At 27.6% G+C, this 14407-nt stretch carries 11 protein-coding genes; 2 read left to right on the top strand and 9 right to left on the bottom strand.

The window, feature by feature from the left end; all coding sequences use genetic code 11:
- Positions 1–20 precede the first annotated feature (20 nt).
- Complete coding sequence (locus CP960_RS08580; protein ID WP_101185005.1) at positions 21–845, bottom strand: SDR family NAD(P)-dependent oxidoreductase; 825 nt, start codon at positions 843–845, stop codon at positions 21–23.
- Positions 842–1426, bottom strand: a complete 585-nt coding sequence (locus CP960_RS08575) for a nitroreductase family protein (RefSeq protein ID WP_101185004.1) — start codon at positions 1424–1426, stop codon at positions 842–844. Before CP960_RS08575 ends, CP960_RS08580 begins: the two co-directional genes overlap by 4 nt.
- 60 nt (positions 1427–1486) lie before the next feature.
- On the opposite strand from CP960_RS08575, the gene CP960_RS08570 reads away from it, so the two are divergent.
- Positions 1487–2257: a TIGR02757 family protein gene (locus CP960_RS08570; RefSeq protein ID WP_101185003.1), complete on the top strand. Its 771-nt coding sequence runs from the start codon at positions 1487–1489 to the stop codon at positions 2255–2257.
- 1 nt (position 2258) lies between these two features.
- Here the strand turns inward: CP960_RS08570 and CP960_RS08565 are convergent, their stop codons facing one another.
- From CP960_RS08565 to CP960_RS08535, 7 genes are all read right to left on the bottom strand, one after another.
- On the bottom strand, positions 2259–4649 hold the full coding sequence (locus tag CP960_RS08565; protein ID WP_101185002.1) for an HD domain-containing phosphohydrolase: 2391 nt from the start codon (positions 4647–4649) through the stop codon (positions 2259–2261).
- A 122-nt stretch (positions 4650–4771) separates the two neighbouring features.
- Positions 4772–6031: a GGDEF domain-containing protein gene (locus CP960_RS08560; RefSeq protein WP_101185001.1), complete on the bottom strand. Its 1260-nt coding sequence runs from the start codon at positions 6029–6031 to the stop codon at positions 4772–4774.
- A gap of 12 nt (positions 6032–6043) precedes the next feature.
- Positions 6044–6487 (bottom strand): GatB/YqeY domain-containing protein, encoded by a 444-nt coding sequence (locus CP960_RS08555; protein ID WP_101185000.1) that lies wholly within the window; start codon positions 6485–6487, stop codon positions 6044–6046.
- A gap of 34 nt (positions 6488–6521) precedes the next feature.
- Positions 6522–8480: a ribosomal protection-like ABC-F family protein gene (gene abc-f / locus CP960_RS08550; RefSeq protein ID WP_101184999.1), complete on the bottom strand. Its 1959-nt coding sequence runs from the start codon at positions 8478–8480 to the stop codon at positions 6522–6524.
- Positions 8481–8765: 285 nt separating this feature from the next.
- On the bottom strand, positions 8766–9710 hold the full coding sequence (gene mdh, locus CP960_RS08545; RefSeq protein WP_101184998.1) for a malate dehydrogenase: 945 nt from the start codon (positions 9708–9710) through the stop codon (positions 8766–8768).
- A 15-nt stretch (positions 9711–9725) separates the two neighbouring features.
- Entirely contained in the window at positions 9726–10610 is an 885-nt protein-coding gene (gene lipA, locus CP960_RS08540) for a lipoyl synthase (protein WP_101184997.1), read from the bottom strand.
- Positions 10607–11326 (bottom strand): lipoate--protein ligase family protein, encoded by a 720-nt coding sequence (locus CP960_RS08535; protein ID WP_101184996.1) that lies wholly within the window; start codon positions 11324–11326, stop codon positions 10607–10609. Before CP960_RS08535 ends, lipA begins: the two co-directional genes overlap by 4 nt.
- A 406-nt stretch (positions 11327–11732) precedes the next feature.
- On the opposite strand from CP960_RS08535, the gene aceE reads away from it, so the two are divergent.
- Complete coding sequence (gene aceE, locus CP960_RS08530; protein ID WP_101184995.1) at positions 11733–14405, top strand: pyruvate dehydrogenase (acetyl-transferring), homodimeric type; 2673 nt, start codon at positions 11733–11735, stop codon at positions 14403–14405.
- Positions 14406–14407: the final 2 nt, after the last annotated feature.

Below are 14407 nucleotides of genomic sequence, written 5' to 3'. Positions count from 1 at the left end.
AAAGAGCATTTGCTCTTTTTTTATACTCTATTTAATAATCTATCAAGTAAATTTGTACTTAAAACTCTTTTTGCAAATCCTAAAATATAAGTAGCTTTAGTTACATAATATCTAGGTTTTGGTTTTTCACTATTCATAATTTTTAAAACAACATTTGCAACAGAACTTGCTGGAAGATTAAATAGTGTTTTTGTATCATCAGTTGATTCTAATCTTTTTTTCACTTCATTTTTGTAAATTGCTTCAAAATAGCTTCCTTCAATAGTAATATTTTTATTGAATTTTTTTAAAGCATTTTCTCTAAATTTAGAAGTTACCGGTCCAGTATTAATCAAACTAACACTTATATTACTATTTATCAATTCTTGTCTTAAAGTATCAGTTAATCCTTCAATTGCATATTTACTTGCATTGTATGCACCTCTAAATTTAAGAGAGATAATTCCTAAAACAGAACTATGCTGAATAAGCTTTCCAAAGCCTTGCTTTCTAAATATTTTCATAGTTTGAATTGTCATTTCATGTAAACCAAAAAGATTTGTTTCAAATTGTTCTTTTAAAACATTTGTAGAAATATCTTCAACAGCACCTGGTTGACCATATCCTGCATTATTGAAAACAGCATTTAGTTTTCCATCTTCTTGTAAAATTTTTTCTAAAACTTTTGTTATATTTTTAGGTTTTGTTATATCTAGTTTATAACTAATTAATCCTAAGTTTCTTAACTTTTGTACATCTGTTTTTTTTCTAGCTGTGGCATAGACTTTAAAACCTTTTTCTTTTAGTGTAATTGCAGTTTGAAGACCAATACCTGTAGAACATCCAGTAATTAAGATATTTTTCATTGGTGCCTACTTAAAATAATATCATTTAAATCTCTTTTGGGAACACAATGTGTATCCTTTGTATCTCTATAATAGTTTGTATCTTCATTTTCTACTTCTACTAACTTAATTATTTCATTTGCTTTTCCAATAGATATACCTATTAGTATTTCAAAAGATGAAGGAATTTTGAATAACTCTTTGCAAAGGTTTTTATCAATAGATGCAAGTGCGCAAACATCTAAATTTTTTGAAGTTGCTGCTAAACTAATAGTTTGAAAAGCTACTCCTGCATCAAACATGGCAAAGCCATCAATTGAAGTATCATTTAATACTAATATAAAAGCACTTGGTATTTCATCTTCATCTTGATTCCAATCAGTAAGATGAGCAGCCCATGTAGCTGTTTTTGCTAATTTTTTTACTGCTTGTTTTTGTGTTACTAAAATATATTTTAAAGGTTGCATATTTTTTGCACTTGAAGATACTCTTGCTAAATTGATTAGTTCTTCTAAATCTTGAATATCTACTTTAATATCTTTTTGATACCTTCTTGTACATCTACTGTTTTTTACTAATTTTTCTAATTTATTATATTCCATTTAACACTCTTTTTTTTAAATTGTTGATATTATACCAAATCAAAAACTTTAGGTTGGATAATGCAAGATATAAAAAAGCTTTTAAATAATGAAGTTTGTAATAGAAATAGCAATTGTGAACTTTCTTATGATAAACCAGACCCTTTATTAGTGGCAAGTAGATATGAAGATGAGTATGTAATACTTTTATGTGCATTATTTGGATATGGAAAAGCTTCTTTGATCGTAAAATTTTTAGATAGTTTAAATTTTGAGTTATTAAATGAAAATGAGCAAATTATAGATAAAGAGCTTGATAAATTTTATTATCGTTTTCAAAATAGTGAAGATGTAAAAACAGTATTTAAAACTTTTAGAAGATTAAAACAAATTGATAGTTTAAATGATATTTTTATTCAAGGTTATAAAAAAGATAATAGTCTTCTTGAAGGATTAGATAATCTAATTAGAAAAATCTATGATGTTGCGAATTATAATTCTCAAGGTTTTACTTTTTTAATATCAAGTCCACTTAAAAGAGATAAAAATTTACAAATCAAACAAATAGGAAATGCTCCATATAAAAGATGGATGATGTATTTAAGGTGGATGATAAGAGATGATAATTTAGATTTAGGTTTATGGAGTAAGGTTAATAAAAAAGATTTGATAATACCTCTTGATACACACACTTTTAAAGTATCACAAAAATTGAAATTACTTCAAAGAAAAACATATGACTTAAAATCTGCAATATTACTAACACAAAAACTAAAAGAGTTTGATGAATTAGACCCAATAAAGTATGATTTTGCTTTATATAGAATTGGTCAGGAGAAGATAGTATTTTAGCTTAAATATATAAAGATATATCTACATCATCAATTTGTTCTTGTTTTAGATATTTTCTAGCATACTCTTTATATGCACCTGATGTTAAAAAGAGTTTAAATATATCTTCATCAATATGTTTATCTTCTACCATAAACTTAAGAATTTTGATAGATTCACTTAAAGTTTTGGCTTTTTTATAAGGTCTATCAGAAGCTGTAAGTGCTTCAAATATATCTGCAACTGCCATAATTCTAGCTGGTATTGACATATCCTCTTTTTTTAATTTTCTAGGATAACCTGTTCCAATAAGAGTTTCATGATGTGCACCTGCGTACTCTGGAACTCTTTTTAAATTTTCATTGAAAGGAAGTTGTTCAAGCATAATAATTGACATCATCATATGTTCATTGATTTTAAATCTTTCTTCTTTTGTCAAGGTTCCTTTTTTTATACATAAATTGTATATTTCTCCAAGATTATATAAGTGTTTTGGAATATCAACTTTAAAATTATATTTATCATAATCTTTTATATCATCACTATTTCTTTTTATGATATGCTCTTTTTTATCACTAAGTAAATACTCTTTGCATGGAGTTTGAGATTTACTTTTATCAAGCCTTGCTTCTTCATCTTTTGATAAACCAAGAGTATTGTCAAAATATCTAATCCATTCTTTCTTTGATATTTGTTTGATTTTTTCTATATCTTCATCACTCATAAATTCAGAACCAATATTTGAGTTTGCAACTATTTTAAACTCTTCTTGTAGTTTAATATATTCATGATGTAGTTTTGTTTCTTCTTGCTTTTTATCTTCTCCTTTTACGATATTTTTATACATTTGTATAACTTTATCTCTATACATCACTTCAAACCTAGTTCTAATTTCATGTATTCTATTATAAATAGTTTCAAGTTTAGTTGCTTTGTCAACAACATATTCAGGTGTAGTAACTTTTCCACAATCATGTAACCATGCAGCTACACTTAGTTCTCTTTTTTCATCTTCACTTTTTAAATTGAAATCTTTAAAAATTCCTTCATCACATATAGTGGCTTTTTTTGCTATTAACATAGTAAGTTCTGGAACTCTAGCACAGTGACCACCTGTGTATTTTGATTTTGCATCAATTGCACTTGCAATAAGCTTGATAAATGAATCCATAAGCTCTTGTTGTTTGTCTTCATAATCTTTAAGTGATTTTGACATATTTACAAGAGATTTTGAAAGCTCATCTAACTCTTTGATATTTGTATTAATATCTTTTACTTTCGTAAACTCTCTTTTTAATATTTTATTATTTTGTTTTTCTAATTCTTCAATAGGAGTTACTAAAACTTTAGTTGAGTACCATATAAGTGGAATAGTAAAAGTTAAAAGAGCTAAAGTCATCAAAAAAGAATAAAAAATTCTATCAGTATAGGGTTGCATAATAATATCTTGTGGTACTGTAATTAGTAAATAGTCTTTATTTTTATAAATTGATTTGATTTTTGAAAAGTGTATAAAGTAGTCTATATTATCAATTTGCATAATAAAAGATTTTAGATTTGTGTTGTTATTTATTAAATTTTCTATTTTGTTTTTAAGTAGTTTATTTAACTCTTTTTGTTTTAAATTTATTCCTGCTTTAGAGATGACTTTTACACCTTTTTTTACTAAATAGATATTTTGTTTTTCTATTAAAAGTTGATTTTTTAGAAAATTATCAAGACTTTCCAATGATAAATCTAATCCTATAACTGAATTTTGATTGTTTGTTTTCTTTGCATATGTAACTCCTAGACTGTTTAAATTTGTAAATAAATATGGTTCAGTTCTAATAATAGATTTATCTTTAATTGCTTGTTTGTACCATGGTCTTAAAGTAGGGCGATAAGTAGATTTAGTTCTTGTACTTCTTAACTGTTTTAAATCTTTATTTAAATACTCATCATATCTTATAGTTAAACCATTTTCTTTATAGATTTTTACGATAAGCCATCTATCATCTTTTTTTGCATGATACTTTTTTCTTAATCTTTCACTTATATTTAAGTTGATTACTTCATAGAAGCTATCATCTTTGTGACCTACATATAAAGCATAAATATGTTTATTATTATCAAGTGCAGTTGTTATTAGTTTTAAAAGTGGATGTCTTTTATTTTTTTCAGGAGTTTTATCGATTTGTTTGTATAGCTGAAGTATTGAAATCAAATCATTATGGCGTTTATCTAAATTTTCTAATCTTTGTTCAAGTTTTTCTGATATTTGTGAAAAATTATCTTTCGTTGCATTTTTTGCTAAATCCAATGAAAAATTGTATTGTAAAATTAGGGTAAATGATATAACCGAAGCTATTAGTAAGACTAATATAACAGAAATTGTTGGTCTGATTTTTATATAGAATTTTTTTCTTTCCATGATAATTTCTTTTGTTGATATACATTATTTTAACACAATTAAAAGAAATTAGCTGGAAAAATCTAGTATTATTAGATATTTATTATTTAGTTGGGAAAAAAAGTAAGTGTAAACTTACTTTTTTATATACAAGTATTATCTTCTAAAATAATTTTATTTCTACCATCTTCTTTTGCTTTATACAAAAGTACATCAGCTTTTTGTATTGCACTTTCATAAGACTCATGGTCATTTCTAATAGTAACTCCAGCTGAGAAAGTAATCCTAATCTTATTTTTCCCATAAACAAAATTATTTTCATTTACGATACTTTTTATTCTTTTTAGATATTTTAGAAGTTCTCTTTTTAAGTTAAAATGGATTATGGCAATAAACTCTTCTCCTCCATATCTTCCTACTATATCCATATCTCTTGTATATTTACTTAAAATTTTTCCAAAAGTAGAGAGTATCATATCACCACCAGCATGTCCATATGTATCATTGATAGCTTTAAAGTGGTCAATATCAAAAAATACAATAGCATATTGTGTATCATTTCTTTTGTAATTCTCTTCTACTTTTTTAGCTTCATACTCATATGCTTTTCTTGTAAGAACACCTGTTAAGTGATCTTTTAAACTCTCTTGTTTTGATTTAGAAAGTTCATCTTCAAGTTTTTTTACTTTTTCTTCAAGTTCTTCAACTTTATCTTTTCCAGAAGATAACTTCTCTCCTACTTGATTCATCTCATTTTCAATAGACATAGCAGCATTTATAAGTTTACTTTGTAAGTTTGTAAGTTCTTGAATACCATTATTTGAAAGGTTTATTGCTTGAATTTCATCTTTAATATTTGATACTTCAGTTCCACTATTTCCGCTACTTGAAATAGCTTCATTAAGATGTCTTCCCATTAGTGTTACAAGTTTAGCAATTTCAGCTGTTTTTTCTTGTACTACTTTTTTATCAGCTTCAAATCTTTTTGTAATAAAGCTTTGCATCTCTTTTTGAATATCTTCTTCAAAAAGTAAAGCAGGGGAATTACCTATTTTTACTGAAAATTTTGTGAGTTTTTCATCTAAACCTATTGAAATAGATGGTGTCATAGAGTCTTGAAAAAGTGATGTTAAAGTTTTAAGATTTTTTGTAGCAACTCTATTTAAAAGTATGGGAATCATATCTTCAAAAGTTGTAATATTTTTACTTTTTATCTCTTCTTGTTCTTCTTTATTTAGTTTACTAACAAGTTCTTTAAATTGAATACACTCTTTAGTATTTAGTTTATACTCTTTTGCAATTGAGCAAAACTCTTTATGATACTCATTTGGTGTAGGTTCAATGCCTTTAGTAAATAGATTTTTTATAGTTTCTTTTGCAACTAATTTGATATTATTTCCCATAAGTTTTGCCTTTTAAGCTAAAAGTTTTTTTACCATTTCATTTATTCTTTTTCCATCAGCAACACCTGCAAATTTTTTAGTTGCTGCTCCCATAACTTTACCCATATCTTTTATCGTTTGTGCACCAACTTCAGCAATAACTTCTTTCATTCCAGCTTCAAGCTCTTCATCTGTTAATTGCTTTGGTAAATATAGTTTAAATACATCTATTTGTTCTTGTTCTTTTTGAACTAATTCATCTCTACTTGCTTCTTTATATTGAATAATAGCTTCTTCTCTTTGTTTGATACCTTTTTGAATAAGTTTTAAAATATCTTCATCACTTAACTCTTTTCTTTCATCTACTTCAATTTGTTTAATCATTGTATTTATTGCTCTAATTGAGTCTCTTTTTACTAACTCTTTTGCTCTCATTGCATCTTTTAAGTCAGCTTTTAATTGTTCTTTTAAACTCATGAAAATCCTTATCGTTTTTTTGTATTATATCTTTTTATGAATTAAAGCTTTCTATTAATTCTTCAAGCTCTAAAAACCTCTCTACTTTTATTTCATAGACACTTTTTATCTCTTCTAATTCTTGTGAAACTGCTACAATTCCTTTTTGTTCATAACATTTAGGGTCAGCTAGACAGTTATTTATCTCTTCTATTTTCTTTTCTAACTGTTCTATTTCTTGTGGTAAACTATCATATTCTCTTTGGTCTTTATAACTTAATTTATTTTGTTTTTTAGGTTGAGTTGTCTTTTTTTGTTCATTTTTTAAAGTTTTCTCAAGCTCTTTTTCAAAGTTTTCTAAGTCTTTTATCTCTTTTTCTACTTCTAAATATTCAGTATATGGCTGATAACTCTCTTCAACTAAGCCATCAACTCCTCTAAATACGAAAAGTTTAGTAGCAATTTTATCTACAAAGTATCTATCATGACTAACAAAGATTAGTGCACCTTGAAAATTTTGTAAATACTCTTCTAAGATGTTAATTGTTGGAATATCTAAGTCATTTGTAGGTTCATCTAAAATTAAACAATCATATTTTTTAGTAAATAGAAGTGCTAAGGCAACTCTATTTTTTTCTCCACCACTTAAAACACCAATCTTCTTGTCAAGATACTCTCTTGGAAATAAGAAGTTCTTTAAGTAGCCAAAAACATGCATATTTCTTCCATCATCTAAGACAACTCTATCCCCTCCATTTGGACAAAATATATCAATTAGTGTTTTTGAATCATCTAACATCTCTCTGTGTTGGTCAAAATAACCAATTGTAAAATCACCTTTTTTAAATCTTCCTTCATCTATTTTTAACTTTTCTGTAAAAAGTTTTAACATCGTAGATTTACCTGTTCCATTTGGTCCTACAATTGCAATAACATCTTTTTGTAAAATTCTTGTAGTAAAGTTTTTAATTAATAGTTTATTTCCTAATGATTTTTTTACTTTGTCTAGTTCAAAAAGCATTTTTCTTTTATTTTTATTTTGTCCCTCTGGTGCATTAAAAGATTTTTGTTCTCTTTGTAGTTCTAAACTCATCTTTTTTATTTGTGCTGGGTTTGATTTGGCTTTTTTCTTAAGTTCGAAATATTCTGCTTTTCTTCTTTCATTTCTTTTTCTTCTTGCAGTAACTCCCCTTTGCATCCAGTGAGCTTCTCTTTTTACAAGTCTTATTAAGTTTTCATGCTCTTTTTGCATATTTGAAAGCATCTCTTCTTTCTGCTTTAAATAGTCACTATACCCACCATTAAATTTTTTAAGATTACCACCTTCTATTTCTACAATACTTGTAGCAATATTATCAATAAAATATCTATCATGGGAAATAAAAAGTAAAGTAAAGTTATTCTTCATTAGAAGTGACTCTAAAAACTCTACCATATATACATCAAGATGATTGGTAGGTTCATCTAATAGTAAAATATCTGGTTTTTTTAGAAGTAATCCAGCAAGGCTTACTCTTCTTTGTTCTCCTCCACTTAATAAATTTACATCTTTATTTTCATACTCTTTTAGTCTAAACTCTTTTAAGACTCTTTCAATCATATTATCTAAGTCCCAAGCATTATGAAAATCTATATAAGTTGCTAATTTACTTTGTTCTTGTAATAAATCACTATTTTCATAATCAATCGCAAGTTCTTGTGTAACTTCTTCATATCTGATTTTTGCTTCATTTAGTTGTGTTAGCTGTTTCTCAATAGCTTCTCTAACAGTCACCTCTGGTTCAAATTTTGGTTGTTGAGCTAACATCTCTATTTTTATTGATTTATCTATTGATTTCTCACCTGAGTCTGGTTCAACTTCACCCATAATTACTTTAAGCAAAGTTGATTTTCCTTGTCCATTCTGTCCAATTACTGCAACTCTTTGTCCTGAAGTTAAAGTAAAATTTACATCTTTTAAGATTACTTTTGTATCGTATTGTTTATTTATGTTTTGTAAGTCTATTAGTGCCATAAGTTTTGAAAAAATCCTTTTTAGCCATTTAAAAAATTGTTTAATATTTAATAATAGTATATCTAAAAGTGTGTTAATAAGTAATAATACTTTTTTATCTGAATTATTAGCATATTAAAGATAATAAAATTTTAAATAAAAAAAGATAGAAAAATTATTGATTGTAATTGTACTATTTGTCGTACCCCAGAGTTTTATGGGGTGGAAAAACACAAAGTTAATTGCTTAAGAAAAATGAAAGTAGAATTATTTTGAGATTTATAAAACTACACTTTTTGTGTAGTTTTATATAAAAAATTTACTATTAAGTGTATCAACAAGCTCTTTTACAGAGTCAATTGATTTTGAAAATTCAGCTGTTTGTTTTTCATCAAGTTTTAATTCAATTACTTCTTCAACACCATTTTTACCTAATCTTACAGGAACTCCTGCAACGATATTTTCATATCCATATTCACCTTCTAACATTACTGCACAAGGATATACTTTTTTATTATCTGATAATATTGCTTCAACCATAAGTGATGTTGAATATGCAGGTGCATAATAAGCAGAACCTGTTTCAAGTAATTTTACAATTTGTGCACCACCATGCCTAGTTTTATTTATTATCTCTTCTATTTCATCTTCACTCAAAATTTTATCAAGTGGTTTTCCCTCAACTGTTGAATAGTTTGCTAAAGGAACCATATCATCACCATGTCCACCCATTACAGATGCATCAATTTCACCTTCTCCATATCCTAATTTTTCAAAAATAAAGTGACTCATTCTAGCGCTATCTAAAATACCTGCCATTCCTAAAACTTTATTTTTATCAAGTTTAGAAGCTTTAAGTGCCGTATAAACCATAGCATCAAGTGGATTTGATACAATTATATAAATAGCATTTGGATTTAGTTCATTTATGTCATTGATAACTGATGTCATGATTTTTGCATTTGTTAAAAGTAAATCATCTCTACTCATACCTGGTTTTCTAGGTATTCCTGCTGTAATAACAATAACATCACAATTTGCAAAATCTTCCGCATTGTGTGCAAAACTTACTTTTGTTTTAGAATTTGCTGCATTTGCAGATTGTGAAATATCTAAAGCCATAGCCTCAACAATATTTTCTCTTAAATCCTTAAGTACAATTTCACCGCATAGATTTTTAGATGCTAAATTAAAAGCTAAAGTAGCACCTACATTTCCTACACCTACGATTCCAACTTTTTTATTATTCAAGTTTTATCCTTTCTTTTATATTGAGTTTTTTTCATTTGATAAATATTCATGTGCTAAATATGAACTTCTAGCATATGGAGTACTATGTACAAAATCAAAGCCTAAATCTAAGGCAATTTTTTTATATTTTTCAAACTGCTCTGGTTTTACGAACTCTTTTACTTTTTCATAATCTCCTGAAGGGGCTAAGTATTGACCTATACTTAAAAATTTACAACCAACTTCAAGTAAATCTTTAAATACTTGTATCATCTCTTCTTCTGTTTCTCCAAGTCCAACCATTAAAGCACTTTTTGTTTTGATTTTATCTCCACCAAGCTCTTTTAATCTTTTTAAAACTTGTAGGCTTCTTTTATATGAAGCATTTTTTCTTATTCTATATAAAGAAGGAACAGTTTCTATATTATGTCCAATAATAACTGCTCCACTATCTACAACAGTCTTTAATGATTCTTCTTTTGCTTGAAAATCAGGTATTAGTATCTCTACTTGTGTTCCTGGAGATTTTTCTAAAATATTTTTAGTAACTCTATAAAACTGTTTAGCTCCACCATCTTTTAAGTCATCTCTTGCAGGACTTGTTATAACCACAAATTTAAGTCCTAGTTTTATTACAGATTCTGTAACTCCATCAATCTCTGCTAAATCAACTTCAGTAGGTTTTCCTGTGTGTACATTACAGTATGTACATCTTCTTGTACAGATATTACCTAATATTAAAAATGTAGCATTTCTTTTTGCATAACATTCACTAATATTGGGGCATTTTGCTTCTTGACAAATTGTATGAAGTCCATGTTTTCCTAGTAGTGCTTCCATCTCTTTTTGAGCTGTTGGGACTAGTTTTTTTCTAAGCCAATCAGGCTTTTTAAAATCTACTTTTTTTGTTGCTACTGTCATTTATTTTCCCCTAATAATTGTATTAGTTTTTCGTTCTCTTCTTTTGTTAAAGATGAATTTTTTAATGTTGCTTTAAAGCTATTCTCAAAAGCTTTGATTACTCTTTTTTTTGCTTCTTCAAAACTAAGATTTATATTAAAATCTTCTAGTGTTGAACCAATTTTTTCATCATTTTTTATACCTTTTATTGGTATTGAGCCATGCTGAAAAATTACTTTTTTTGTTCTTTTTTGCGCATTTCCACCAATTTTAGTATTATTTACTAAAATATCATAAGCTTCAAATCCAACTTGACAAAATTCACTTTTACTTAGTGTAACATCTTGTGAGTCTTTTGCAAAACAGCTATTTAAACCTAAGTCTTTATAAAACTTTAGTAAAAACTGACATATGTTTTCATAACTTTGTTTTACACTTAAACCTTCAAAATCACTACTTGGTAAGACAAGACTATATGATAAGTCATGTCCATGAAAAAGTACTCCACCACCTGTTATTCTCTTTGCACAGTTATTTTTAAATTTTTTAACATAAGTTGGATAATCTTCACATTTTTGTGATAATCCAACAGAAAAAGAGTTTTGCCATGTATAAAGACGCAAAATAGGTAGGTTCTGTTCTTCAAATAAACTTACAAGTGTTTTATCAAGTGTCATGTTAAACATTGCAGTTTCATTATCAGAAAGAATTAATCTAAAAATTTTATTTTTCTTCATAGTACTCTTTCATATTTTAATTTTTATTTGAATAAATCAAAATATCTTTAGGTAAAATTATAGCTTTTATTGAAGGCAAATGCATTAAGCCTTAAGCATTACCATAGATTTTTAATTTATAATTAAATTTATAAGCCTTTATAAACATAAAATTTACATAATTAATTAATATATAAGGATTATATCAAACAAAAGTTGTCAAAATGGTTACAGTCTTATTTAAAACTTAAGAAAAATTATTAGTATTAGAAAAAAAAGAAAATTTTTTTGATATATTTCTATTATGTAACTATAAAATCTTATAATGTTTTAATACTTTGGTCAAATAACAATTAAATAAGTTAATTATTGTATTATTTTAATATTATTTGCTAGTGAACCCAAATAAAATTTAAAAGGAGTATATATGTCAGATATACAATTAAAAGATATAGACCCTAACGAAACGAGTGAATGGTTAGAGGCACTAGAAACGATTATCGAAGAAGATGGTACAGAAAGAGCACATTACTTACTTGAAAAACTTATCGATAAAGCTAGAAGAAATGGAGCTTATCTTCCATATAAAGCTACAACTGCATATTTAAATACTATTCCTGTGCATCAAGAGCCAAAGATGCCAGCAAACTTATTACTTGAAAGAAAAATAAGATCAATTATTAGATGGAATGCACAAACAATGGTTTTAAGAGCTTCAAAGAAGAACTTAGAACTAGGTGGGCATATTGCATCTTTTGCTTCATCTGCTACACTTTATGATGTAGGATTTAATCACTTTTTTAGAGCACCAAGTGAAAAAGATGGTGGAGATTTAATATTTTTCCAAGGACATATTTCTCCTGGTATTTACGCTAGAAGTTTTGTTGAAGGTAGAATTACTGAAGAACAAATGGATAACTTTAGACAAGAAGTAGATGGAAAAGGACTTTCATCATATCCTCATCCAAAACTAATGCCAGAGTATTGGCAATTTCCTACTGTTTCTATGGGACTTGGACCAATACAAGCAATTTATCAAGCTAGATTTTTGAAATACTTAACTGATAGAGGTATTAAAGATTGTAGTAATCAAAAAGTATATTGTTTTATGGGTGATGGAGAGTGTGACGAACCTGAATCTTTAGGTGCAATAGGACTTGCAGGACGTGAAGGTTTAGATAATTTAATCTTTGTTATTAATTGTAACTTACAAAGACTTGATGGACCAGTAAGAGGTAATGGTAAAATCATCCAAGAGCTTGAAGGTGAATTTAGAGGTGCAAACTGGGAAGTTATTAAAGTTATTTGGGGAAGATATTGGGATCCATTATTAGAAAAAGACAAATCAGGTAAGTTAGTAAAACTTATGAATGAAACTGTTGATGGTGAATATCAAAATTATAAGCAAAAAGGTGGAGCTTACACTAGAGAAAACTTCTTTAATAAATATGAAGAAACAAAAGAGTTAGTTGCAAATATGGGTGATGATGAAATCTGGAGATTAAATAGAGGTGGACATGATCCTGTTAAAGTTTATGCAGCTTACAAAAAAGCAAATGAAACAAAAGGTAGACCAACAGTAATCCTTGCTAAGACAATTAAAGGTTATGGTATGGGTGATGCTGCTGAAGGTAAAAATATTGCACATGGTGTTAAAAAAGTTGATTTTGATACATTAAGAAAATTTAGAGATAGATTTGATATTCCTATTTCAGATGAACAGATGAAAGAACTTCCTTATTACAAACCTGCTGAAGATAGTGAAGAGATGCAGTATTTAAGAGAAAGAAGAGCAGCACTTGGTGGATATGTACCACAAAGAAGAAAAGAGTTTAGTGAAAAACTAAATATTCCAAAACTTGATGCTTTTGATGCTGTACTTAAAGGAAGTGGAGATAGAGAAGTTTCTACTACTATGGTATTAGTTAGAATTTTAAGTTCACTAGTTAAAGATAAATCTATTGGAAAAAGTATTGTTCCAATTGTACCTGATGAGGCTAGAACTTTTGGTATGGAAGGTATGTTTAGACAAATTGGTATTTATGCTCATGAAGGGCAAAAATATGTGCCTCAAGATAGAGATCAAGTAGCATATTATAAAGAAGATAAAAAAGGACAAGTACTTCAAGAAGGTATTAATGAACTTGGAGCTATGGGTTCATGGGTTGCAGCAGCTACTTCATATTCTGTAAATGATTGTCCAATGATTCCATTTTATGTATATTATTCAATGTTTGGATTCCAAAGAATTGGTGATATGGCATGGGCTGCAGGAGACTTACAAGCAAGAGGTTTCTTAGTTGGTGGAACATCAGGTAGAACTACATTAAATGGTGAGGGATTACAACACCAAGATGGACATTCGCATATTTTAGCAAATACTATACCAAATTGTATTTCATATGACCCAACTTATGGTTATGAGTTAGCAGTAATTGTACAAAATGGTATTGAAAGAATGTATGGTGAAAAACAAGAAAATATATTTTATTATTTAACAACACTAAATGAAAATTATAAACAACCAGCACTTCCAGAAGGTGTAGAAGAAGGTATTATAAAAGGTATTTATAAATTAGAAGAGGTAGAAGCAAAAGATAATTACAATGTAAAACTACTTGGATGTGGTTCTATTTTAGAGCAAGTAAGACAAGCTGCACAAATATTATCTAATGATTATGGAATCTCTTCTGAAGTTTATTCTGTTACTTCATTTAATGAATTAACAAGAGAAGCACAAGATATTGATAGATACAATACTTTACATCCAAATGAAGAGAAAAAAGTACCATATATAACTCAAGTATTAGGAAATAATGAAGATAATATAGTTGTTTCTGCAACTGATTATATTAAACTTTACTCTGAACAAGTAAGAGCATATGTAAAAGGAAGTTTTAAAGCATTAGGAACTGATGGATTTGGTAGATCTGATAGTAGAGAAAATTTAAGAGCTCACTTTGAAGTTGATGCTAAATTTGTTGTATTTACTACTATTTCTCAATTAGTAGAAAAAGGAATACTTGAAAAATCAGTATTATTAGATACAATTAAGAAGTATAACATCAATACAGAAAAAGTAAACCCATTAAAAGCGTAAGG

The organism is Malaciobacter halophilus (assembly GCF_002837275.1).
GTDB classification, from domain to species: domain Bacteria; phylum Campylobacterota; class Campylobacteria; order Campylobacterales; family Arcobacteraceae; genus Malaciobacter; species Malaciobacter halophilus.
Note: the sequence above shows the minus strand (reverse complement) of the source record. Positions and strands in the feature narration are given on the sequence as shown.